The organism is Litorimonas sp. RW-G-Af-16, from assembly GCF_048319245.1.
Classification (GTDB): Bacteria; Pseudomonadota; Alphaproteobacteria; order Caulobacterales; family Maricaulaceae; genus Litorimonas.
In genome coordinates this window covers 1,071,187-1,094,494 of sequence record NZ_CP166993.1, presented here as the reverse complement: position 1 = coordinate 1,094,494, position 23,308 = coordinate 1,071,187, and the positions used below count along the sequence as shown (strand labels likewise).

The window sequence follows — 23,308 nt, the reverse complement described above, 5'->3', positions numbered from 1 at the left end:
AGGGGCGCTGCAACCGCGAAATGACAGCTATTCGCTGGCGGCCTTCGTTTTAAAATCCTGCCAACGAGCGCGCAACCCAGTCAGGCTTTGCAAAGCGTCTTCCAGCTTTTGGCGGTCATTTGAGGATAGCCCCGTAGGTTCTGGCGCGGCCGCGGAGGCATGTGTAACGTATTCAGGCTCCGCAGTGGGGGCCACGGCAGAAGGCGCAATTTGTGGCGCGGGCTTTGGTTGCGGTGCCGAGAATATTGACGGCTTCTTTTCTGCTTTTTGAATACGCTCTGGTATTAAAACTGTGTCGACCAAATCACGGTCGCGCGAGGCTTTCTCAACTGAACGACCTAGCTCAACGATACGGTTCGCGCCCTTAACTCGGATCAGCTTTTGAACGTCTTTGATGGGGTGGTTTTCGTCATGGAGTAATTTCTTGATACCGCGTAAAAACTCAATATCTTCAGGGCGGTAGAAGCGACGACCTCCCCCGCGTTTGATCGGTTTGATCTGGGGGAATTTGCTTTCCCAAAAACGTAAGACGTGCGGTTGAAGGCCGAGTTCTTCCCCGGCTTCACTGATAGTTCTAAAGGCGCGTGTCGTTTTTGTTTGCATCTGATCCCGCAATTTCGCTTAGCTGCGAATCACAGTCTATCACTATTTTTTACTTAATGCCGAATCGACTCTTTCTTTGAGGACTTGAGACGGTTTGAAAACAAGGACGCGACGCGGTGTGATCGGCACATCTTCGCCTGTTTTGGGGTTGCGACCCATACGCTCTTTTTTATCACGCAGCGAAAATGTTCCAAACCCAGCGAGTTTCACATGATCCCCCTTTTGAAGGGCTTCACTAATGTGACCGATGAGGGATTCTGACGAGTGCGGCGCTCTCGGATCGGGACAAGCCAATCTCGCGATAGACAGACTCAGCAAGGTCGGCCCGTGTAACTGTCCCCGAATTGTTTGACATATCTCCCATGCAAGCAGTTAACAATTTTCACAGCCGTATAGCAAGCGTCAAAATGTAGAATCGCACTAAAAATAAGCTATATCAATAACGTAGAAGCGCAGCGCCCCATGTAAATCCGCCGCCAAATGCCTCTAACATAACCAAATCACCCCGTTTGATGCGTCCATCTTTAACGGCGGCGTGCATGGCGAGTGGCACGGATGCGGACGATGTATTGGCGTGCAAAGCGACTGTTGAAATAACGCTGTCAGGATCGATTTTGAGCTTTTTGGCGACCCCGTTCAAGATGCGTTGATTGGCTTGATGCGGGACGAACCAGTCAATATCGGCAATTTCAACGCCCGCTTGCTCTGCGCAATCACGCATGACTTGGGCAATTTCTGTCACCGCATGTTTGAATACGGCATTTCCCAACATCCGCAAATGTCCGACTGTCTGTGTCTTGGACGGCCCACCGTCAACATAGAGCATATCGCGGTAGCGCCCGTCAGAGCGCACATAGCTATGCAAGATGCCGGGTGCGTCATCATCATCTGTCTCAACCGCTTCGATCACAACGGCCCCCGCTCCGTCGCCAAATAGCACACAAGTCCCTCGGTCTTCCCAATCAATGATACAAGAAAAGGTCTCGGCCCCAATCAACAAAGCGCGCTTCGGCCCACCCGCCTTTAACAGCGCATCGGCGACATTTACGCCGTAGAGAAATCCGCTACACACAGCCTGCAGATCAAAGGCTGCGCCGTGATGCATGCCCAATCGCTCTTGAATGATTGTCGCTGTCGCAGGGAATGTTAGGTCAGGCGTCGATGTAGCGCAGACGATCACATCTATATCTGCGGCTGTCATACCCGCATCGTCTAATGCAGCCATAGCGGCGTGATAACCGAGGTCAGATGTGACCTCGCCATCTGCCGCGATATGGCGCTGTTTGATGCCCGTACGCTCGCGAATCCATTCGTCAGACGTATCGACGCGCGCCGCAAGTTCGACATTTGTTAATACCCGCTCTGGTAGATAGGTGCCAATGCCGCGTATGACGTTCCGCACGGCCATTAATTGATAAACCCGATATTGTCATCTTCATCATGTAAGGCGTCCAAACGCGTCTCGATGATGTTAAGAAAATCACTTTCCGCAAGCCCGATAGCAATATTGAGCGCCGTTGCGAAACCGATATGGTCTGTGCCGCCATGGCTTTTGACGACTACGCCGTTCAGGCCCAGAAACACCCCGCCATTAGATCGGCGCGGGTCGATTCGCTTCTTCAAGCGCCGCAGCGCTAGAATGTTCAAGAACGTCGTAAACTTCGACCACAAAGACCCATTTAGCGCTTCAGAGAAAAACGTCCCGATTAGCTTCGCCGTGCCCTCTGCTGTTTTCAGCGCGATATTGCCCGTGTAACCATCTGTCACAACGACATCGATGTCGCCAAAGGAGATGTCATTGCCTTCGACATAGCCTTTATAATTCAAATCCAATTCTGATTTGGACAGGCGTTCATGGGCGGCATTGACTGTGGCATTGCCTTTACCTTCCTCAGATCCAACATTCAGCAAGCCTACGGAAGGTTTGTCTTTGTGATAGATCGCGCGATAATAAGCTTCGCCAAGGACTGCGAATTCGGTCAGTTGCGCAGCGTCACATTCTATATTCGCACCCACATCCAAGACAACGCACATGCCGTCCTGCTGCGGCCAACTCGCCGCGATTGCAGGACGCTGTACGCCTTGTTTCATGCGTAGTTGTAGCTTTGACATCGCCATCAACGCACCGGTATTTCCTGCCGACACTGCAATATCTGCGCGCTTGCCCTTTACGTCCGCAATCGCGTTCCACATGGACGAACCCTTGCCGCGACGCAGCGCTTGAGAGGGCTTATCATCCATGCTGATCGTGAGTTCGGTGTGGCATAGTTCGGAGCGTTCACGTGTGCGCGGCGCCTTGGCCATAAGAGGTGCAAGTTTGGCTTCATCCCCGTGCAGAAGGAAGCGCGCGCGGCGCCCCTGCCCTTCGTGGGTCAAAAAATATTCAATGCCTTTGATAACAATATCGGGCGCATTATCGCCGCCCATGGCATCAATAGAGATGATCAAACCTTCTAACATGTTCGCCCTATACTGCGAGTTGCGCAGCTAGGCCAATGATTTTGCGAAATTTTCTAGGAGCGCCGACATTATAGGTCTGGAAAAGTGAAGTCGACCAGCGCGATTTCTCCCAGTGATTTACGCTCTAACGCGGTTGAAAACTGTATCATGTAATCCGCATAGCGCTCTGCGAATGTCTCACTCATCTGATCAGGGTGAAAGCCTTGCAGAGATGTCGTCAGGACAGATTTCGGCGTGTCACCCAGCAGGGCTTCGGTGTAGACTTTTACGCGAGCATAAAACAGTGAGATCATCGGCTTGATTCGTTTCTTAACCCCTGTGTCAGAAATCCCCTCCTCGCGTAGCGCAATTTCAAAATCATCTTTCATTTGATCAAACAAAGCTTGGCCCAGAAGGTGCCCATTTTCACCATGGCCATTGAGGGCCTTGAGAACGGGCGCGATGTGAAATGTCAGAACATCAATACGGCCGTCAAAATTGTCTGGCACTTGGTCTTTGCCGTAAAATTGTGGGAGTCGGGACTGCTTCATCAACGCATTATAGAGCCGCTCCGCGTCTTTATTGACTGAAGTTTTTCCGCCAAATAGCTTTGCAAAAAGGCCCATAAAAGTCTCAATCATCTTTACGTTTGGTCGCAATAGCTTACCGTGTTTTCACAGCTTAGCTCTTGCTCTTCATTCCAGCTTTGGCTACTGCAAATCAAGTTTTACAACAAGATAAAGTTCATATGACGCACACGGTTTTGAAAATCATGATGATCGCAGGGTTCGCTACCGTTATGGCTGGCTGCAACCCCGTGCTGCGCACTCACGGCTATGTCCCAACGGACGAAGCCAAACCGCAGGAAGTCAATCCAGAAACAGATACGAAGGCCACTGTTCTGGCGCGTCTTGGCAATCCATCAGTTAAATCTACGTTTGACGAAGACCTAGACGAAGACGTGTGGTTTTACATGCGGTCCGTGCGGCAGCGTTACGCCTATCTGCGCCCTAAAATCGAAGAGCGCAGCATTACTGCGATCACGTTTAACGAGGACGGCCAAGTGCAAAAGGTTGCGGAATATGGCATTGAAGACGGGCGTTATGTCAATTACGTTGACCGCAAAACGCCAACGCGTGGTCGTGAATTATCTGTGCTAGAGCAAGTCTTTGGCACGATAGGTCGCCTACCGACAGACCGTATTGGCGGCCAGCAAAATGTTCCGGGGGAGGAGGCGGTCCAGGCGGATAAAATATTCGCTTAGATTGCTTTTAAAAAACCCGGCAGACCAGCGTGTTCGTCGGGTTTTTTCTTGCACGAATTTCTGGTTATTCCGTCTCTAAAACGTGTGTTTATAGCCCTGAGACATGAGACGCTCACCATTCACCCAGACGCCCTCACCTTCGGCAACTGTACCGCATCTTGTGATTTTGAGCGGGAGAGCCTCCGCTGTCGACTTTAAAGCAGTGCGGCTAGTTTGCGAGGCCGTGAATAGTAATTCGTAATCATCTCCGAAGCTCGTCCCGTCGACGTGTTGGGCATCCAAATCGAGCCTAACACCGCTCGCCTTGGCAATATGACCTGCCTCGCTGATCAAACCGTCTGATATGTCGGCACAGGCACTCGCATATTGACGCAGAATTTTGCGGAATAAAAAACGTGGCTCGGGGCGCAAATACGCATCTTCACAGGCCAAGATTTCAGTCTCCGGCAGATCCAGCACTTTGCCTTGCATCAGCGCCAAACCCTTTTCTGCGCGCCCCAGCACACCCGTAAACCAGACGTCATCTCCCACTTTCGCCCCTGCTCGCGTTACCATCTCGCCCGTTGGCACCAGGCCGTAAACAGTTGCACTCGCGATCAGCGGGCCTGTGGTAGAGGTCGTATCGCCACCCATGATCGGGCAATCAAACGCCGATTGTGTCTCGTCTAACCCCTTTACAAAGCCAGCCATCCATTTGGCGTCAGTCCCCACTGGCCACGCGACCGATAGCATATAGCCGATCGGGCGTGCGCCTTTGGCCGCCAGGTCAGACAAAGCCGTGCGCAGGAGACGTTCAGAAAATCCACCGCCACGGCGACCCAACGGAAAGTGAACACCTTCAACCATTGTATCCGTTGAAATGATCAGGTCTTGCCCGTCTGGCACGGATAGCTTTGCTGCATCGTCCTGCAAGCCAAGTCCAGTAGGGCCAACCAGAGGACGCAGTAAATCAATGAAATCAAATTCGTCCATACTGAGAGCCTAGCAAGCCTTACGACGTTTGTCTCTTACTCGGTGTTGGCTTTGGTGTCTTCGCTAGGGCTTACAGTTGCTTCGGACAGATCAGCCGACTGCGGTATCGCCTCGCCAATGATGCCAAACTCTGCGCCGCGCGCTTGCTTGGCCACCGCTTCAATGACCGCATTGACCATGCCCGGTTCTTTACCGTCAAAGAATGAACCCGCCACCTTCACATATTCGCTGATAATCACTAGCGCTGGAATATCAGGGCGACGCAGGATTTCGTAGGCGCCTGAGCGCAGGACGGCTCGCAAAGTCATATCCAAACGGCGTAGCGGCCATTTTTCGGGCAACTTCGCCGAAATCGCGGCATCTATATCATCTTGGAACCGTACAGCGCCGCGAATGATGTCCTCGAAAAAATCCTCATCGGCGACGATCATGCCGGGCTCATCCTCATGGCCGAAGCGGTGGTCCAAAAATTGTTTGACGACAGCGTTAGACGAGTCTGCTGACAGTTCCATCTGATAGAGCGCCTGCACAGCAGACGTCCGCGCGGCCCGACGTAGTTTCGGGTTTGCTCCGCTGGATTTGCGTGTTTCGGACACTATGATAATTCTTCGCGCAGTTGGATCATCCGCAGCACGGCATTAGCCGCAAAACCGCCTTTGTCCTTTTGGTCGGGCTTCGAGCGTGCGATGGCCTGAGCTTCATTTTCAACCGTAATAATGCCGTTACCGATGGCGAGTTGGTGATTGACCGCAAGGTCCATTAACGCTCGCGCACTCTCGCCGCAGACATAATCATAATGCGTTGTCTCACCCCGAATAACGCAGCCCAAAGCGACATAGCCGTCATAGCCTGCGCCCGCTTTTTCGGCGTAGCTAATAATATGCGGGATTTCGAGCGCACCGGGGACATTGACCTTCACAACTTCCGCCCCCGCCTTTTGCAGTTGGGCCAGAGCGCCTTGGAGCAAATCCTCAGAGATAGACTCATAATAGCGAGCTTCGATAACTAGAATTTTCATTTTATTTCTTTCCGCTAACAAGCGGCGTGATGCCCGCAAGTTCAAGGTCATAGGCCTCAAGCCCGATGAGTTTTGGCATCGTGTTAGTGATCAAACGCATCTTGTGAACACCCTGATGTGTCAGAATTTGCGCGCCGACACCATATTCTCTAATCGTCTGCTGTTTACGATCAATCTGGCTTTTGTGAGCCCCCAAGCGTTCCAGCAGCGTATCAATCGACCCTTCACGGATCAGGACGAACACCGCGTGACCGTCATAGGACGCCAGTTGTTTCATGGCGTCCCAGATTAACCCTGACCGAGAACTCTCTTCATACAGAACGTCGCCCGCAAAATCGACTTTATGAACACGAACAAGCGTCTCCGCATCCGCACTAGGCTCCCCACGGCTCAGCGCTACATGCTCTAGCCCGTCTAAGAAATTTCGGTAAATGTGGATTTTAAACTCATCACCATTTTGCGACGTGAAATCAGACGTCGCGACGTGGCGCACGAAGTGATCTTTTTTCATCCGATAGGCGACCAGATCTTCAATCGTGCCGATCTTAAGGCCGTGAAATTGTGCAAACTTCACTAAATCATCAAGACGCGCCATCGTCCCGTCATCATTCATAATTTCGCAGATGACAGCAGACGGGTTCAGGCCCGCCATGCGAGAAATGTCTACTGAAGCTTCGGTATGACCGGTTCGCACTAAGACCCCCCCATCGCGGGCGATGATCGGGAACATGTGGCCGGGCGAGACAATGTCGTCTGCGCGAGAATTAGGATCGATAGCTGTCTGGATCGTCAAACTACGGTCGCTGGCAGAAATGCCCGTGGTCACGCCTTCGCGAGCTTCAATCGATTGCGTGAAAGCCGTTTCAAAGCGTGATTTATTTTCCGCACTCATATTGCGCAGACCCAATTCCTCAGCGCGCGCTTCTTCGATTGCTAGACAAATCAGTCCGCGGCCAAATTTAGCCATGAAGTTCACAGCATCAGGCGTTGCAAATTGCGCAGGGATAATCAGGTCACCCTCATTCTCGCGGTCTTCGGCATCGACAAGTATATACATGCGGCCATTGCGGGCATCCTCAATAATCTCTTCCGGCGTGGCGAGATTATAGACATCTTGGAATGTGGCTTCGTTCAAATCAGACATGCTTATGCTTTCATATGGGCCAGGTAGCGCGCGACATAGCGGGCAATGAGATCAATTTCTAGATTTACTTTGCTACCGACCTGTAATTTTCCAAGGGTCGTGACGTCCCACGTATGGGGGATGATGTTGACTTCAAACTCTGACCCTTCAACGTCATTGACGGTCAGCGAGACGCCATCAATCGTGATAGACCCTTTTGGGGCAATTCCGAATGCCATATCCTCAGGCGCTTTGAAGCGTAATTTGTGAGACCCCGCGATCTCTTGCATCGCGATCAGCGTGCCGACACCGTCGACGTGACCCGTCACCATATGCCCGCCCATTTCGTCTTTACCCGTTAGCGCACGCTCCAAATTAACCCGCGTACCTGCTGTCCAATCGCCCATCGTCGTCTTGGACAAGCTCTCGTCAGATACCTCAATCGCGTACCAATCGGCGCCTTTTTCGATCACGGTCATGCAAGCGCCAGAATGTGAGATTGACGCGCCAATATCTATGCCATTTATGTCGTAGGCGCAGTTCACGTCCATGCGCGTGTCGCCCCACTCACCGCCTGTTCCGCGCGTGACTGACTTAATTGTGCCAATGTCTGTGATGATGCCTGTAAACATTATACCGTCCGTTCATATCTCTCGTGGAGATCATCACCCAATTCGTTCACCTCAATACGGGTGTATTGCCGCGCAAGACTTAAGTCTGTTAAGCCAAGTTCGCCGATCCCGCTGCGACCATCCCCGCCGAGAATAAGCGGCGCGCGGAACCATTCAATGCGGTCAATCGCCCCTAATTTGACAAAACTCGCCGCTAATGTCCCTCCGCCTTCAACCAGCAGCGTTGAAACGCCGTTGCGAAACATAAAATCAAGCGCAGCCTCAAGATCAAGTTTATCCTTATAAGCGATTGGAAACAAACGCACACCTAGGGATTTCAGAGCATCAGCACGCTGCCCTTGGTCAGATTTACAGAACACCCAAACAGGCGTCTTATTGGCTGTCTGAGCCAATTCTGAATCTGGGGATAGGCGTAGCTCGCTGTCAAAAATAATACGGATGGGGTTGGGCGCTCCGTCCATGCGCGTCGTCAGCTGTGGGTTATCGAGTACAGCGGTATTGGAGCCCACGGCAATAGCGTCATGCGTCGCCCGCAAACGTCGTCCTGCGGCGCGTGACTCATCACCCGTAATCCATTCGGATTGACCATTGGCCAACGCAATTTTACCATCCAAAGATGTTGCCAGCTTGAGTGTGACGGTAGGTCGGCGCAAACCTTATTCTTCCTCATCAGGCGAACTCTCACCTGCGGCTAGCTTTTCCTCAACGATGAAATCTTCAAAATCTTGCGTCGCGCGGAAATCACGATAGACCGAGGCGTAGCGCACATAAGCAACCTTATCGAGGTTCGCGAGGCCTTCCATGACCAATTCACCGATCTGGTCAGAGGTAATATCGGAATTACCGGACGATTCGAGTTGCCTCACAACGCCGCTAATCATCTGCTCTACGCGCTCTGGCTCAACACCGCGCTTTTGCATGGCAATCATCACCGAGCGCGCGAGTTTATCGCGGTCAAACGGCGTGCGGCGGCCAGATTTTTTAACAACCGTCAGCTCTCGCAGCTGGACCCGCTCAAATGTCGTAAACCGACCCGAGCATTTATTGCAGGCACGGCGGCGGCGCACCGCGCTCCCGTCCTCAGCCTGACGGCTATCTTTGACTTGCGTGTCTTCGCTGGAACAAAATGGACATCTCATGGCGGCTAACTAACACGTTTCACAAATTCCGCAAATGCGATAAGGCGTTTGAAAGACGAAGGAATTTGCATGGCTATCCGACCTGCCACACAAGATGACCATGAGGCGATATGGGATATTTTAAAGCCTATATTTCGGGAAGGGGAAACCTACCCTATTGACCCCAATGTGTCTCAAGATGACGCCCTCGCCTATTGGTTCGCGTCCCATAAGCAGGTATATGTTTATGAGGACGAGATGGGGATCATCGGCACTTACTACCTCTGCCCAAACTCGACAGGCCCAGCCGATCATGTTGCGAATTGCGGATATGCGACACACCCAAAGGCACGCGGCAAAGGCGTTGCAAGCCAGATGTGCCTTCATTCTTTCGAGGCTGCCAAATTGGCAGGTTTTCGCGGGATGCAGTTCAATCTTGTCGTCGCGACCAACACAATCGCCTTCGGCCTCTGGCAGAAGCTCGGCATGGAATTAGTCGGCACTCTCAAAGGCGCATTTGCCCACCCAACACTCGGCGATGTGGACGCGCACGTAATGTTCAAGCGGTTGGATTAGCCCCCGTAGATCGGGAACCTTGCTGTGAGCGCTTTTACGCGCTGCTTCACGCTTTCCTCGACCTCGAGATTGCCCTTTGGGTTTTCGGCGAGCGCGTCTAGGACTTCGGCCATGAGCTGTCCGATTTCACGGAATTCTGCGATGCCGAAACCGCGCGTGGTGCCAGCGGGTGAACCAACACGGATGCCTGACGTGATCGTGAATTTCTCTTTGTCGAACGGGATGCCGTTTTTGTTACACGTGATGTAAGCGCGACCAAGCGCCTTTTCAGCCGCATTACCCTTCACGCCTTTGGGCGAGAGGTCGATGAGGGCTAGATGCGTATCCGTGCCGCCCGTCACAACCGCGTAGCCCGCCTCTACCAATGCGCCGGCCATAGCTTTGCAGTTATCGATCACGGCTTGAGAGTAAGCTTTAAATTCTGGTTTCAGCGCATCACCAAAGGCCACGGCTTTACCCGCAATGACATGCATCAGTGGACCACCTTGAAGGCCTGGGAAGATCGCAGAGTTGAATTTCTTAGCGAGCTTTTCATCATTGGTAAGGATCATGCCGCCGCGTGGGCCGCGAAGGGTTTTATGCGTGGTAGTGGTCGCGACATGGGCGTGCGGAAACGGACTTGGATGTGTGCCGCCTGCCACAAGACCCGCAAAATGCGCCATGTCGACATGCAAGTAAGCGCCGACCATGTCTGCTATCGCACGAAAACGGGCAAAGTCGATTTGTCGTGAGTAGGCTGAGCCGCCGCAAATAATCAACTTTGGCTGATGCTCTTTGGCGAGCGCTTCCACTTGATCATAGTCAATCAGATTTGTGTCTTCAGTCACGCCGTAAGCGATCGCGTTAAACCATTTCCCAGACATATTCGGTGGTGCGCCGTGGGTTAAATGACCGCCAGAGGCGAGGTCCATGCCGAGGATCGTATCGCCTGGCTGCAACAGTGCGAGGAAGACACCTTGATTGGCTTGACTGCCTGAATTGGGCTGCACATTGGCAAAGCCGCAATCAAACAACTCGCAAGCGCGATCAATCGCCAGTTGCTCTGTCACGTCGACATATTGACAGCCGCCATAATAGCGTTTGCCTGGATAACCTTCGGCGTATTTATTTGTCAGCACAGAACCTTGCGCCTCCAAGACAGCCTGAGACACAATGTTTTCTGACGCGATCAGCTCGATCTCGTGCTTCTGTCGATCCAGTTCATCCTGCATAGAAGCATAGAGATCAGGATCGCGGTCTTTGAGGGACTGCGTAAAGTAGTTGGACAAGTGAGCGGTTGATTGGTCGTTAGCGGCAGCGGTCATGGCGCGACTCCGTTGATTGAGTTTCGAGGCTGCAATACGCGGATTAGTGCATCATCGCAATGCGCCAATATGACATTGAATATAACTTACGCGACTTTTTCGCGTTTCAGTTCAAATTCTGCCCAAACAATGTCCAGCGCAGCCATCAATTCGTCCATCATAGCATCTGTGTGGAATGGGCTTGGCGTAAAGCGCAGGCGCTCTGTGCCGCGGGGAACGGTCGGGAAGTTGATCGGCTGGGCATAGATGCCGAAGTCCTCGATAAGGCGGTCAGAGATCGCTTGGCACTTCACAGGGTCACACACCATGAGGGGTACAATGTGCGTTTCGCCATCAATGAACGGATAGCCCGCCGCACGGAAACGATCCTTTAAAGCATTGGCGCGTTCTTGGTGCATTATGCGTTTTTCAGGTGTCACTTTGAGGACTTTCACAGATCGCAACGCGCCAGCTGCCGTGCTAGGCGGGACGGAGGTTGTGAAGATGAAGCCTGACGCCATGGAGCGGACAGCGTCGATAATGACCGAGTCAGCTGCGATATAGCCGCCGACCATGCCGTAAGCTTTCGCGAGTGTGCCTTGGATGATGTCTATACGGTCCATCAACCCGCGCTCTTCGCATACACCGCCACCTGTTGGTCCGTACATGCCGACCGCATGAACTTCGTCAATGTAAGTTAGCGCATTGTATTTATCGGCCAGATCGCAAATTTCTTTGATCGGCGCGATATCGGCGTCCATAGAATAGACACTCTCAAACGCAATGAGCTTCGGGGCATCATAGGGCAATTCTTTGAGTTTAGCTTCGAGGTCAGCCAGATCATTGTGCTTGAATATTTTTTTATCGCATCTCGCACGGCTAATACCGCTGATCATAGAGGCGTGGTTCATCTCATCGGAAAAAATCGTGAGGCCGGGCAGAATTTTACTCATCACGCCTAAAGTCGCTTCATTCGCAACATACCCAGACGTCAGCACGAGAGCGGCGTCCTTTTGGTGAAGCGAGGCCAATTCTTGTTCTAGTTGAACATGATAGCGCGTGGTGCCAGAGATATTGCGTGTGCCGCCAGACCCTGTACCTGCGGCATCAACAGCGGACTTCACGGCTTCAATCACACATTCGTTTTGCCCCATGCCGAGATAGTCATTTGAGCACCAAACGGTGATGTCTTGTTCAGCATCTGGCTTAAACCATGTCGCTTGAGGAAACGCACCAGCTTTACGGCGAATATCGCGGAAGATGCGGTAACGACCTTCTTCCTGCACAGTCGTCACTGCGGCCTGAAACTGGTCTCTGAATTTCTTATTCATAGGTGAATCCTGCATTTGAGTGGTGTATAGCCCAACAACAGGTCAGATTCCAATGCTTAAACGCCGCAGTATTTGATCTGGCGCAAATTTAGAAGGCTTTGTATAAGGTCTTGAAATATTGGAGATAATTGTGTCGAGCTACCCTCAGTTAAGAATGCGTCGCAAACGGCAGGCAGATTGGTCCCGCCGATTAGTCGCCGAGACACATTTATCAGTCAATGGTCTGATCTGGACAGCCGTAATCACGGACGGCATAACGGAAGCTGTGCCGAGCCTACCAGGCGTCAACCGTTTGTCCTTGGAAGATGTAGTTTCTCAAGCCAAAGAACTGGCAAATTTGGGCGTGCCAGCCTTGGCATTGTTTCCTCATATCGACCCTAAAACGAAATCGGAAGACGCGCGCGAAGCCCTCAATCCTGACGGTCTTGTACCGCGCGCTGTGAGAGCTTTGAAAGCTGAGGTGCCAAATATCGGTGTCATCGTGGATGTCGCACTCGATCCCTATACCTCCCATGGGCATGACGGCGTGATGGAGGGCGAGACCATTGTGAACGACGCAACCGTCTCATTACTGGCTGAGAGCGCGATCGTTCTGGCCGAAGCGGGAGCTGACATAGTCGCGCCGTCAGACATGATGGACGGACGGGTTGGTGCAGTTCGCGACGCACTAGAAAGCCATAACTTTCAAGATGTTATGATTATGTCCTACGCTGCTAAATATGCATCTGGCTTCTACGGACCTTACCGCGATGCGATTGGAACTTCGACGGCATTGAAAGGCGACAAACGCACTTATCAGATGGATCCAGCTAACTCCGACGAAGCCCTGCATGAGGTTGCGTTGGACCTGATTGAAGGTGCGGACATGGTCATGGTGAAGCCCGGCATGCCTTACCTCGATATTATTCGCCGCATCAAAGATGAATACGCTGTTCCCACCTATGCGTTTCAGGTCAGCGGGGAATATGCCATGATCATGGCGGCGGCTCAAAACGGCTGGCTGGACGAAAAACGTGTGATTATGGAGAGCTTGATGAGCTTTAAGCGTGCGGGTTGCGACGGCGTTTTAAGTTATTTCACGCCCAAGGTTGCGCGGTGGCTGGCTGAGGCGCGCTAGAGCGAAATGACGTCTGGCTGATACTCGGTCGGGCTAACGCCATACCATTTCTTGAAAGCCCGGGTAAATGCGCTCTGGTCGTTATAGGCGAGCAGTTGCGCAATTTCGGTAAAGGTTTTACCCTGTCGCATATAGGTCTGGCAAAGATTTTTGCGAACATTGGCTAGAATATCGCGGTAGCTATGCCCTTCCTCTTTGAGTAAGCGACGGAGGTTGCGCGGGCTCATGCCAATGTTTCTGGCTACATAATCAAAACCAACTTGCTGATCTTTGATGCCTTCGTGAATGATGTGAGAGATACGCTGACTGATCCCTGACTTTTGCTCTACCCGCTCCATGATCTCGTCTAATCGATGGCGAACGTAAGCGAGTTTTTCAGGATTGGAGGTCGGTAGTGCTTGGTCGACCGTTTCCGAATTAAATTTGATTTGATTGCGGTCTGCGCCAAAGCGGACATCCATACCAAATACCATCTCAAACCCCACCATATCCTTGGGCTTTTGATGCTTGAAATAAACGGTCTCAACACCCTTCTGAAAGCCCCAAGACAACCAATTCGTAGTGGTTGCATAGCCAGCGAAGACCAATTCCGTGGCATGCCTATACTCATCATGCTTATCAAAGTTTTCATCCCAAATCATAAAGACGCCGTCCTCGCGGCGCTCTAGACCTGATGCCCCCATCGTCTCTGTCAGCGTCTGATACATGGCATTGATTTGGACAGCTTCGGCTATGGTCCCGCAAAGCGCTAGAATACTGCCCGTTTCGGTAAAGGTCGCCACGCGGAAACGGTAACCGACCTGCATCCCGATATTAGGTTCGTTCAACTCACGCGACGCAAAATCGAGCAGGTCGCGTAATTTGTCCATGTGGATGCGGGTTTTGAGATTTGACAGGTCGGCCTGCGTCAATGAGATATGCCGAAGGGACATCTCCCGATCCAAGCCCATATTATCAAGAATTTTGATAACGCTCGAAAAGTACAGACTGGATATATACCCTATGTCCATAAAACCCTCTCAGTTGCGTTATCTTACCGCACCCCCCATTTAATTACAAGGCAACGAAAAACCTACTCCGTCAGCCGTTTTAGAAGGCTGGACGTGTCCCATCGGTGACCCCCCATGGCCTGAATATCCGCGTAAAATTGGTCCACTAATTCGGTGACAGGCAGGCTGATATTGAGGCTTTTGGCGGTTTGTTGGACAATGCCGAGATCCTTGCGCATCCAATCCACTGCGAAGCCGAAATCAAACTCACCCCGCGCCATGGTCAAAGCCCGGTTATCCATCTGCCAACTCTGCGCCGCGCCTTTGCCGATAGCCCCCACAACCTCTTCCATATCTAGCCCAGCTTTCTGCGCAAAGAATACGGCCTCAGATAGCCCCTGAAGCAAGCCCGCAATGCAGATTTGGTTGACCATTTTGGTCAACTGCCCTGCCCCGCTTGGCCCCATGAGCTTCACGGCTTTAGCGTAGCTATCGATTATGGGCAGCGCGGCTTCAAACGCGTCTTGATCACCGCCGCACATCACTGTTAGTTGCCCATTTACAGCGCCCGCTTCGCCGCCAGAAATCGGCGCATCGATGAAAGCAAGCCCCTTCGCCTCGGCATCAGCGTAGCAGGCTTTGGCACACGCATCAGAGGCCGTGGTGTGATCAACGACAATCGCGCCAGGTCTTGCGGCTGGCAGGACTTCGGCCATCACCGCTCGCACATCCTTGTCTTCGCCAACGCACAAAAAGATAAAATCCGCCTCCGCAACAGCCTCAGCAATAGTCGTATAAGCCTTACCTCTGTATTCAGACGCCCATTTTTGCGCCCGCGAAGCCGTTCGGTTCCAGACTTTGACGTTATGTCCTTGCGTCACCAGATGCCCTGCCATCGAATATCCCATCACGCCAAGGCCTAAGAATGCACAATTTGCCATATCACTCCCCATTATTCGTCAGAAACTACTTGCCTCTTACGGTCAAATCCCAACAAATGAAACCTATGACACGGGCAAGCTCTTCCATACAACTAACGCCGCCTATGCGAGAGGCTACAAGGTAATGTTTGACCTCCCCGACCTCTACGTCATGATTGGCGTATTCGCGATTATCGCGGTCAGCGTCTATCTCTATGTGCGCGAGCAATTCACAATTGAGGCGATCTCAGTCGGCGTCATTCTGGCGCTCATGGTTTTTTTCTATGTAACGGGCGGTGATGAGCCTGTCCTTAAAAGCGGCGATATTCTATCAGGCTTTGCCGCGCCCGCTCTTATCACTATCATGGCACTGCTCGTCGTGGGTCAAGGCATGTTCCAAACGGGAGCGCTCGAACGACCCATCATCAGGATTAATGCTGCGCTGGAACATTCCCCGCGGCGCACATTGACACTCGTTTTTGCCGTCGCATTTGGCGTATCAATGTTTATCAACAATACGCCAGTCGTGGTCATGTTCATCCCTGTATTGGCGGCGATGTCAGCGCAGCTTCGCCGCAAAGCGTCTCGTTATATGATGCCGCTTAGCTTTATCTGCATCTTGGCAGGGATGACGACGCTGATCGGGTCGTCCACAAACCTCTTGGTCAATGACGTATTAGAACGCACGACCGATTCAAGCCTCTCATTTTTCACGCAGTTCTGGCCTGGCATGACCCTCGCGGCGATTGGCTCTGCCTATATCATTTTTGCCGCCCCCTATCTGCTGCCCGACCGCAAAGGGCCAGAGACGGAAATCAGTAATTCAGGGCAGCAATATATCGCCCAAATACGTGTGACGCAGGGGCATCCGCTGATCGGCGCAAAACCTGTGGCAGGCTTGTTTCCGAAACTTCGCGACGTCACGGTTCGTATGGTGTTGCGCGGAGAGCGGTCCATTCTGCCACCTTTTGAAGACAGTTTGGAGCTAGACGATATTCTCGTCGTGGCCGCCACGCGAAGCTCGCTGTCCAAACTTTTGTCGTCACAACCTGCCTACCTCAAAGGTATGCTCGAAATCACAGGCTTTGATGAACAACCAAGACCAACGTCAATTACGTCTGAGACGATTGTGATTAGTGAGGCCGTCATCGCACCAGGCTCTCGGATGATTGGTCGTAATATTGAGCAAATTGGCTTTCGGCGACAAACTGGCTGTCTTGTCCTGGGTATTCAGCGGCGATCCCGTATGATCCGCAAAAGCATGCTAGATATTCGCCTAGAGGCTGGCGATGTGCTACTGCTATTTGGATATGATCCCGACATTCGCAATTTGCGGGGAGAGCGTGATTTATTGCTGCTCGATTGGTCAAAGGTGGAATTGCCCAACATCCGCAAATCCCTTTTTGCGCGGCTGATATTCATTGCCACAATCGCATTTGCTGCAACCAGCATCCTTCCTATAGAGATTGCAGCCCTCGGCGGGGCGCTCGCTATGATTGCCACGGGCTGCCTCAATGTACGCCAGGCTATTCGAGCGTTAGATATGCGAATTTTCCTCCTGATAGGCGCCGCCTTTGCTATGGGGCTAGCGCTTGAGAAGTCGGGCGGGGCGGCCTTGATCGGCAACACTGTCGCCAACGCCTTCATTCCCTTTGGCCCGCAAGTTGTGATAGCCGTGACATTCCTGCTAATCGCCTTTTTCACAAACATCATATCTAACAGCGCGACGGCTCTGATCTTTACACCCATTGCATTGTCCGTGGCGGATAAAGCTGACATTCCGCCGCTCGCCATGGTGCTGACCGTGATCTTTGCGGCGAATTGTTGCTTTGCCACGCCGATTGCTTATCAGACAAATCTTCTCGTCATGGGTCCAGGGCACTACAAGTTCTCAGACTTTATCCGCTTCGGCGTACCGCTGATATTGCTGCTATGGGTCAGCTATGTCCTACTTGCGCCCGTCTTCTTCGCGCTTTAGGTGATATCCATGTCGCATCCTTTTGATCCGAACAGATTGCAGTTTTACCTGACAATCCCCTCGCCCTGCCCCTATTTGCCAGGACGCATGGAGCGGAAGATATTTACGCAGCTTGATCCGCTCGACGGGCCGCACCTTAACAATTACCTCACCCATGCGGGCTTTCGCCGCTCGCAAAATGTGATCTACCGCCCCGCCTGTGAGAGCTGCCGCGAATGTCGCAGCTTACGTATTTGTGTCGAAGAATTTAAGCCCAGCAAAAGCTTTACCCGCACGATCAAACGCAATGTCGATTTGTCCGCAGAGGTACGCGACGCTATCGCCACGCGAGAGCAGTTCGATTTGCTGCAATCCTACCTTGATGCCCGTCACGCAGGCGGCGGCATGAATACGATGGATTTTCAGCGCTACGAAATGATGGTTGAAGAATGTGCATCCGAGACCGAAATTATAGAATATCGTTTGCCTGACGGTACGCTGATTGCCTGTATGTTGATCGACAGATTGATGGACGGGTTTTCTCTCGTTTACAGTTTTTTTGATCCCGCCCGCACATCGCGCTCGTTAGGCAATTATATGATCCTGGATCAGATTGAACGCTGCGCGACTGAAAACCTGCCTTATCTTTATCTGGGGTATTGGGTGCCAGACAGTCCAAAAATGAAATATAAAGCTCGCTTCCAGCCCTGCGAAGTCTTGGGCAGTGCGGGTTGGAAACCGCCCGTCGCCACATGAGCGTAAAACGTCGCGACATAGTGATTGGCGCCGCCGCACTCGCCACTGGCGCAGGGGTTGTCGGCGCTCTTCGCCCTAAGACAGCGCAAAGCTCCGCCCCAAATAAATCGGACCTCGCTGCGCCAAACATATCGCAAAATATGCGGCAGTTTCGCCTCGCAACATCTTGGCCGAAAGACTTCCCTGGCTTAGGGCAAATGCCAAATTATATCGCAGATATGGTGCGCACTATGTCAGGCGGGCGGCTGGACATTAAAGTTTATGCAGCGGGCGAACTCGTCGGCGGCTTAGAATGTTTTGACGCCACCTCGACAGGGGCCGCGGACATGTATCATGCTGCGGAATATTACTGGCAAGGCAAAGCGAAGGGCTTTTCCTTTTTCACCGCAGTTCCCTTGGGGATGACAGCGGCCGAGATCATGGGTTGGATTGATCATGGCGGCGGACAGCAATTATGGGACGACCTGTCCAAAGGCTTCAATATCAAACCGCTACAGGCGGGCAATACGGGGCATCAAACAGGCGGGTGGTTTAAGCGAGAAATCAATTCTCTGGAGGACTTTCGCGGTCTGCGCATGCGAATTCCTGGCCTCGGCGGAGAGATGATCCGAAGGCTTGGCGGCACAGCGGTGACGCTCGCGGGAGGAGAGATTTTTCAAGCGCTGCAGAGCGGGGCGATTGACGCAACCGAATGGGTCGGGCCTTGGAATGATGTTTCTTTCGGCTTTCACCGAGAGGCCCAACACTACTACGCCCCAGGCTTCCACGAACCGGGCGCGTCGCTGGCTCTGGGCATCAATTTGCAAGTCTGGGACAGCCTGAGCGCAGAAGATCAAGCGATTTTCAAGGCTGCTTGCGCAGCTGCCAACCATTACAGCCTCGGTGAATATACAGTGAAAAACGGCTATTGGCTGCAAGTCCTCAAGACTGATTACGGGATTGAACCGAAGATTTTCAATGACGATATTTTGCGCGAAGTCGGACGCATAGGCGACGAGGTTGTGACGGAATTTGCGCAAGCCGACGCCGTGACCCGTCGTATATATGAGAGCTATCTCGCCTCCCGCAATACCAGCCGCAGCTGGACAGAAATGTCGGACGGCCTGTTCATCAAAGCGCGGCAGATCGCGCTTGGGCAATAGCGGGAGATTGGCGTGAATTGGGCGGCGATGTTTCAAACGATTGGCTGGGCCTTCCTGCCCGTCCTCGCCCTGCCCTTGCTCTATTTAATTTGGCCCGAGGCAAAACTTCTACAAAGCTTATCCCGCGCGTTGATCCGCACGATTGATAGCGCGGTCAATGCCATCGGAGAGATCGTGAAGTGGGCTTTGCCTGCCCTCGTCCTCTCAGTCGCTGCCTCCGTCTTCGCGCTATCTATCTTTGGTGTGACAACCACAAAATTGCTAGAAAGCGCAGGATACTTTCAAGCCATCATTATTACTCTCGGTGCGGCCGCAACTTTGCTGGCAGGGCAGCATGTACGGGTGGACATTTTCCATGCGAAGATGGGGCCCAAAGCCAAATCCCGCGTTGATTTGATTGGTTTCTACGCGCTGCTTTTGCCCAGCTGTCTGCTGATCCTCTGGAACTCACAGAGCTTTGTGGGATTTGCGTGGCGCATTTTTGAAGGCTCATCAGAGGCCGACGGAATCAAAGGCGTGTTCCTGCTCAAAACGCTGATCCCAATTTTCGCCGTCTCGATGATTGTGCAAGCCCTCGCGATCAGCCTACGAGCGGCCATGTGCTTGGCAGGACAAACAAGACCCGAACGCCCTATCCATATCGATCCATTTTTTCACACCGCGGAGGGTGATGCGATCAAGGGCTCGCCACAATGACAGGCGCGGAAATCCTCGCCATACTCATGTTTATAAGCGCGTGCGGCGCATTAATGGGCGGGTATAATGTCGCCTTCACCCTCTCTGGCGTCTCGCTATTGTTTGCGGGGATTGGCGTGCTGATCGGACATTTCGACAGCGCCTTTCTACTATCGCTCCCTGGCCGCATTTATCCGCTCATCACGCGAGAGATTTTGATTGCAGTGCCGTTATTTGTATTCATGGGGGTGATGCTAGAAAAGTCTCGCATTGCCGAAGACTTGCTCAACAACATGGGTGATTTGTTTGGGCCTATGCGTGGTGGGCTAGGTATTTCTGTGATCTTTGTCGGCGCGCTGCTCGCGGCCAGCACGGGTATTGTTGGCGCGACCGTCGTAACAATGGGCCTCCTCTCCCTCCCCACCATGCTCAATCGCGGTTACGATCCCTCGCTGGCCTCCGCGTCCATTGCTGCGTCTGGCACGCTAGGTCAGATCATCCCGCCCTCCATTGTGTTGGTCATCCTCGGCGACCAAATCTCTAACGCTTTCCAAGAAGCGCAGCGCAGTTATGGCCTCATCGGAAATAAAGTCGTGTCCGTTGGTGATCTGTTTGCAGGGGCGCTGATCCCGGGTCTGATTTTGGTTATGGCCTATGCGCTCTATATCTTCATCGTCGCCGTGATGACCCCCAGCAAAGCCCCTGCGATTGACTGGCCTGAGGGCACAAATGCGAAAGCCTTACTGTGGAAATCCGCCAAGGCGATGGTGCCGCCGATCTTCCTCATCATAGCCGTACTCGGCTCAATTCTGTCCGGCTACGCAACCCCCACACGCGGCGCAGCGCTCGGCGCTTTGGGGGCAATGTTGTTGGCAACCTATAAACTTAATGCCAAATCTGACGGGCGACAGACTATGAAATTTGCGGCTTTATTCGCCGCCTGCGCCTTCCTCGCGCTGATCGCGCTCGATCTAACGGGCGTTGATTTGCGCGTTACGCAAGAAAGCTGGGACGGGATTGAGGTCTTGGCGGGCGGCGCGGCAGCGGTGTTGATCGGGTTAGGCGGGATCGGCACTGGGCTGGCTGTCTTGTGGCTCGGTCGGTCAGGCGAGTTGGGTGAGGTCTCCCGCTCCACCATGCAGATCACGTGTATGGTGTTCGTGATCTTGATCGGCGCGACAATTTTCAGCCTCGTCTTTCGAGGCCTCGGCGGCGACGAAATGGTCGCTCACGTATTGGCCTCTGCGCCCGGAGGAAAATGGGGTGCATTTGCACTGGTCATGGTGATTATGTTTGTGCTGGGCTTCTTTCTTGATTTTATCGAGATAACATTCGTCGTTGTCCCGCTCGTCGCCCCGCCTTTGCTGGCGTCAGGTATGGACCCGATCTGGCTGGGGGTGATTATGGCGCTGAACCTGCAAACGAGCTTTCTCACGCCGCCCTTTGGATTTGCGCTATTTTACCTCCGAGGGGTCGCCCCGCCCGAGGTCAAAACGCAACATCTATATCGTGGTGTTATTCCCTTTATCGGGATACAACTCGCCGTCATCACCCTCGTGATTCTCTGGCCGCAACTCGCGACAGGTCTGCCGACCTTTCTCGCGCGCTGATCTATTGCCGCACGAATAGGCTTGATCACAGCGACAATTTGTCGTTAAATCTAATCTAAGATAATTAAGGGCTAAGCCATGACATTTTTTCTCGTTCTTTTAGGTATTCTCGCCGCAGTCGCGATGCTGCTCGTCGGCATTTACAACCGCCTTGTCGCCCTGCGTCAAACGACCAATCAGGCATGGTCGGACATCGAAGTGCAGCTCAAGCAGCGCCAAGACCTCGTCCCGCAGCTCGTCAACACTGTCAAAGGCTATGCCAGTCACGAAAAGTCTACATTTGAAGAAGTCGTCAAAGCGCGTAATGCAGCCGTCAATGCCGATACGGTCAAAGGCCAAGCGGCCGCAGAAGGCATGCTCTCGCAAGCGTTGGGCAAACTCTTTGCACTGGCCGAAGCCTATCCGGAATTAAAAGCCAATGAGAACTTTTTACAGCTCCAAGATCAACTGGCGGATGTTGAGAATAAAATCGCAGCGTCGCGTCGTTTCTATAACAACGCTGTGCAGGAGTATAACACAGGGCGCGAGCAATTCCCGGCCGTCATCTTTGCTGGCATGTTCGGTTTCCAAGAGCGTGATTTCTTTGAAGCTCCAGAAGGCCGCGAGGTTCTACAAACGCCGCCGGAGGTGAATTTCGACTCCTAAGATCGGCCGCCCCCTATGATCGAAGCCTACGGTTTAAAGACCCATATTTGGAATAACAATCTCCGTTCAGTTTTATTGCTGATCTTGTTCCCCATATTGTTGATGGTCATAGCCTATGCATTGATCCTCTTGTGGACAGGCTTCACATCTGATGGGTCTGCCGAAGCGGGCATGATCGCGGCAGCGCAGGCTATGCCTGAGATCGCGCCCATCGCGATCGGCGGCGCGGCAGCTTGGTTCGGAGTTGCCTTTCTAGGCCATCAAAAGATGATTGAGGCCGCCACCAAGTCCAGGTCTGTCAACATTTCCGAAGAGCCCCGCGCCTACCGTATGCTCGAAAACCTCTCTATCTCGCGCGGTAAAACCATGCCCCGCCTCAAAGTGATCGAGACCCCGCAAATGAACGCTTTCGCCAGTGGCATCCGCGATAGCAATTATACAGTGACGCTCACACGCGGCCTGATGGACAATTTGGACGACGAAGAACTCGAAGCCGTCATTGCGCATGAATTATCCCATATTCAGCATAAAGACGTCAGGCTACTGATCATTGCGGTGATTTTTGTCGGTATCTTTGCTTTTATCGGTGAAGGCGTTGTGCGCGGCGTGATGCGGACAAATCTCTCGCGATCCGAAAGCCATCGTCGGAGTAGTGGCGGCAATGCGGGCGCACTCGTACTGTTCGCCATCGCGCTAATCGGGCTGACATATCTCTTTGCTGTTTTGGTGCGGTTTAGCTTGTCGCGGAAGCGGGAATATATGGCGGATGCTGGGGCCGTTGACCTGACCAAAAACCCTGACGCCATGATCCGTGCGCTGACGAAAATTTCTGGCAATGCGGAGTTAAATGCCCCCGCAGAGATCATGGAAATGGCGATTGAAAATCCGCGCACAGGATTTGCGGGCATGTTTGCGACCCATCCGCCGATTGAAAAACGCATTGATGCGCTAGTCAAATTCGGCGGTGGTCGCCTCGGCTCCACCTCTCGCCCGCCGCGTCGCGTCGTCAAGGATGACGATGTCAATTCTGGCGAGCGTCAAGATATTGGCGGGCGTGTTTTCGGCAAGAAAGGCAAAACTTCCAAGCCGAAAAAAGGCAATGACTTTGGCCCAACGGGTAAGCCTTGGCGCTAATCAT

Annotated in this window: 25 protein-coding genes and 1 pseudogene; 10 read left to right on the top strand and 16 right to left on the bottom strand. The window is 52.8% G+C overall.

The window, feature by feature from the left end:
• Positions 1 to 27 precede the first annotated feature (27 nt).
• The 5 genes and pseudogenes from AB8615_RS05465 to AB8615_RS05445 form a co-directional block, all read right to left on the bottom strand.
• The gene (locus AB8615_RS05465; protein ID WP_418152925.1) at positions 28 to 603 is read right to left on the bottom strand and encodes a MerR family transcriptional regulator; all 576 of its coding nucleotides are present in this window, start codon (positions 601 to 603) and stop codon (positions 28 to 30) included.
• A gap of 42 nt (positions 604 to 645) precedes the next feature.
• Positions 646 to 958, bottom strand: a pseudogene (locus AB8615_RS05460) (integration host factor subunit alpha).
• An 81-nt stretch (positions 959 to 1,039) separates the two neighbouring features.
• Positions 1,040 to 2,011, bottom strand: a complete 972-nt coding sequence (locus AB8615_RS05455; RefSeq protein ID WP_409433907.1) for a beta-ketoacyl-ACP synthase III — start codon at positions 2,009 to 2,011, stop codon at positions 1,040 to 1,042.
• On the bottom strand, positions 2,011 to 3,063 hold the full coding sequence (plsX, locus tag AB8615_RS05450; protein WP_409433906.1) for a phosphate acyltransferase PlsX: 1,053 nt from the start codon (positions 3,061 to 3,063) through the stop codon (positions 2,011 to 2,013). The genes AB8615_RS05455 and plsX overlap by 1 nt, the downstream gene beginning before the upstream one ends.
• A 68-nt stretch (positions 3,064 to 3,131) precedes the next feature.
• Entirely contained in the window at positions 3,132 to 3,668 is a 537-nt protein-coding gene (locus tag AB8615_RS05445; RefSeq protein ID WP_418152922.1) for a ubiquinol-cytochrome C chaperone family protein, read from the bottom strand.
• Positions 3,669 to 3,790: 122 nt separating this feature from the next.
• Here AB8615_RS05445 and AB8615_RS05440 point away from each other — a divergent pair, with 122 nt between their 5' ends.
• Complete coding sequence (locus AB8615_RS05440) at positions 3,791 to 4,306, top strand: outer membrane protein assembly factor BamE (RefSeq protein WP_418152920.1); 516 nt, start codon at positions 3,791 to 3,793, stop codon at positions 4,304 to 4,306.
• Positions 4,307 to 4,381: 75 nt separating this feature from the next.
• Here the strand turns inward: AB8615_RS05440 and thiL are convergent, their stop codons facing one another.
• Genes thiL through nrdR form a run of 7 tightly spaced genes read right to left on the bottom strand, consistent with a single transcriptional unit; the run spans position 4,382 to position 9,190 of the window.
• Positions 4,382 to 5,278: a thiamine-phosphate kinase gene (gene thiL, locus AB8615_RS05435; RefSeq protein WP_409433903.1), complete on the bottom strand. Its 897-nt coding sequence runs from the start codon at positions 5,276 to 5,278 to the stop codon at positions 4,382 to 4,384.
• A gap of 35 nt (positions 5,279 to 5,313) precedes the next feature.
• Positions 5,314 to 5,874 (bottom strand): transcription antitermination factor NusB, encoded by a 561-nt coding sequence (gene nusB, locus AB8615_RS05430; RefSeq protein WP_409433902.1) that lies wholly within the window; start codon positions 5,872 to 5,874, stop codon positions 5,314 to 5,316.
• Positions 5,874 to 6,296 carry a 6,7-dimethyl-8-ribityllumazine synthase gene (locus AB8615_RS05425; RefSeq protein WP_409433901.1) on the bottom strand — a complete coding sequence of 141 codons (423 nt, stop codon included), beginning with the start codon at positions 6,294 to 6,296 and terminating at the stop codon, positions 5,874 to 5,876. The genes nusB and AB8615_RS05425 overlap by 1 nt, the downstream gene beginning before the upstream one ends.
• Position 6,297: 1 nt before the next feature.
• On the bottom strand, positions 6,298 to 7,440 hold the full coding sequence (gene ribB / locus AB8615_RS05420; protein ID WP_409433900.1) for a 3,4-dihydroxy-2-butanone-4-phosphate synthase: 1,143 nt from the start codon (positions 7,438 to 7,440) through the stop codon (positions 6,298 to 6,300).
• 2 nt (positions 7,441 to 7,442) lie between these two features.
• Positions 7,443 to 8,051, bottom strand: coding sequence for a riboflavin synthase (locus AB8615_RS05415; RefSeq protein WP_409433899.1), 609 nt, complete (start codon positions 8,049 to 8,051; stop codon positions 7,443 to 7,445).
• Positions 8,051 to 8,704: a RibD family protein gene (locus tag AB8615_RS05410; RefSeq protein ID WP_409433898.1), complete on the bottom strand. Its 654-nt coding sequence runs from the start codon at positions 8,702 to 8,704 to the stop codon at positions 8,051 to 8,053. The genes AB8615_RS05415 and AB8615_RS05410 overlap by 1 nt, the downstream gene beginning before the upstream one ends.
• Before the next feature lie 3 nt (positions 8,705 to 8,707).
• Positions 8,708 to 9,190, bottom strand: a complete 483-nt coding sequence (gene nrdR / locus AB8615_RS05405) for a transcriptional regulator NrdR (protein ID WP_409433897.1) — start codon at positions 9,188 to 9,190, stop codon at positions 8,708 to 8,710.
• Positions 9,191 to 9,259: 69 nt separating this feature from the next.
• Between nrdR and AB8615_RS05400 the strand changes: the two genes are divergently transcribed.
• Positions 9,260 to 9,745, top strand: coding sequence for a GNAT family N-acetyltransferase (locus AB8615_RS05400; RefSeq protein ID WP_409433896.1), 486 nt, complete (start codon positions 9,260 to 9,262; stop codon positions 9,743 to 9,745).
• On the opposite strand, the gene glyA is transcribed toward AB8615_RS05400, so the two are convergent.
• Together glyA and hemA are read right to left on the bottom strand one after the other, a co-directional pair.
• Positions 9,742 to 11,049 (bottom strand): serine hydroxymethyltransferase, encoded by a 1,308-nt coding sequence (gene glyA / locus AB8615_RS05395; RefSeq protein ID WP_409433895.1) that lies wholly within the window; start codon positions 11,047 to 11,049, stop codon positions 9,742 to 9,744. The genes AB8615_RS05400 and glyA overlap by 4 nt on opposite strands.
• Before the next feature lie 86 nt (positions 11,050 to 11,135).
• On the bottom strand, positions 11,136 to 12,359 hold the full coding sequence (gene hemA / locus AB8615_RS05390; RefSeq protein WP_409433894.1) for a 5-aminolevulinate synthase: 1,224 nt from the start codon (positions 12,357 to 12,359) through the stop codon (positions 11,136 to 11,138).
• Positions 12,360 to 12,489: 130 nt separating this feature from the next.
• Here hemA and hemB point away from each other — a divergent pair, with 130 nt between their 5' ends.
• The gene (hemB, locus tag AB8615_RS05385; protein WP_409433893.1) at positions 12,490 to 13,476 is read left to right on the top strand and encodes a porphobilinogen synthase; all 987 of its coding nucleotides are present in this window, start codon (positions 12,490 to 12,492) and stop codon (positions 13,474 to 13,476) included.
• Here hemB and AB8615_RS05380 read toward each other — a convergent pair.
• Both AB8615_RS05380 and AB8615_RS05375 read right to left on the bottom strand, forming a co-directional pair.
• Positions 13,473 to 14,426: an AraC family transcriptional regulator gene (locus AB8615_RS05380; RefSeq protein WP_409434136.1), complete on the bottom strand. Its 954-nt coding sequence runs from the start codon at positions 14,424 to 14,426 to the stop codon at positions 13,473 to 13,475. The two genes, hemB and AB8615_RS05380, sit on opposite strands and share 4 nt — an antisense overlap.
• A 122-nt stretch (positions 14,427 to 14,548) precedes the next feature.
• Positions 14,549 to 15,406 carry an NAD(P)-dependent oxidoreductase gene (locus tag AB8615_RS05375; RefSeq protein WP_418152916.1) on the bottom strand — a complete coding sequence of 286 codons (858 nt, stop codon included), beginning with the start codon at positions 15,404 to 15,406 and terminating at the stop codon, positions 14,549 to 14,551.
• A 124-nt stretch (positions 15,407 to 15,530) separates the two neighbouring features.
• Here AB8615_RS05375 and AB8615_RS05370 point away from each other — a divergent pair, with 124 nt between their 5' ends.
• The 7 genes from AB8615_RS05370 (at position 15,531) to AB8615_RS05340 (ending at position 23,304) form a co-directional block, all read left to right on the top strand.
• Positions 15,531 to 17,363: an SLC13 family permease gene (locus tag AB8615_RS05370; protein ID WP_409433891.1), complete on the top strand. Its 1,833-nt coding sequence runs from the start codon at positions 15,531 to 15,533 to the stop codon at positions 17,361 to 17,363.
• A 9-nt stretch (positions 17,364 to 17,372) separates the two neighbouring features.
• A complete protein-coding gene (locus AB8615_RS05365) occupies positions 17,373 to 18,098 on the top strand; it encodes an arginyltransferase (RefSeq protein WP_409433890.1) in 726 nt (241 codons plus the stop codon).
• A complete protein-coding gene (locus AB8615_RS05360; RefSeq protein WP_409433889.1) occupies positions 18,095 to 19,240 on the top strand; it encodes a TRAP transporter substrate-binding protein in 1,146 nt (381 codons plus the stop codon). The genes AB8615_RS05365 and AB8615_RS05360 overlap by 4 nt, the downstream gene beginning before the upstream one ends.
• A gap of 12 nt (positions 19,241 to 19,252) precedes the next feature.
• Positions 19,253 to 19,936 carry a TRAP transporter small permease subunit gene (locus tag AB8615_RS05355; RefSeq protein WP_409433888.1) on the top strand — a complete coding sequence of 228 codons (684 nt, stop codon included), beginning with the start codon at positions 19,253 to 19,255 and terminating at the stop codon, positions 19,934 to 19,936.
• Positions 19,933 to 21,525, top strand: coding sequence for a TRAP transporter large permease (locus AB8615_RS05350; protein WP_409433887.1), 1,593 nt, complete (start codon positions 19,933 to 19,935; stop codon positions 21,523 to 21,525). Before AB8615_RS05355 ends, AB8615_RS05350 begins: the two co-directional genes overlap by 4 nt.
• Positions 21,526 to 21,603: 78 nt before the next feature.
• A complete protein-coding gene (locus AB8615_RS05345; RefSeq protein ID WP_409433886.1) occupies positions 21,604 to 22,170 on the top strand; it encodes a LemA family protein in 567 nt (188 codons plus the stop codon).
• A 15-nt stretch (positions 22,171 to 22,185) separates the two neighbouring features.
• A complete protein-coding gene (locus AB8615_RS05340) occupies positions 22,186 to 23,304 on the top strand; it encodes a M48 family metallopeptidase (protein WP_409433885.1) in 1,119 nt (372 codons plus the stop codon).
• The last annotated feature ends 4 nt before the right edge of the window (positions 23,305 to 23,308 follow it).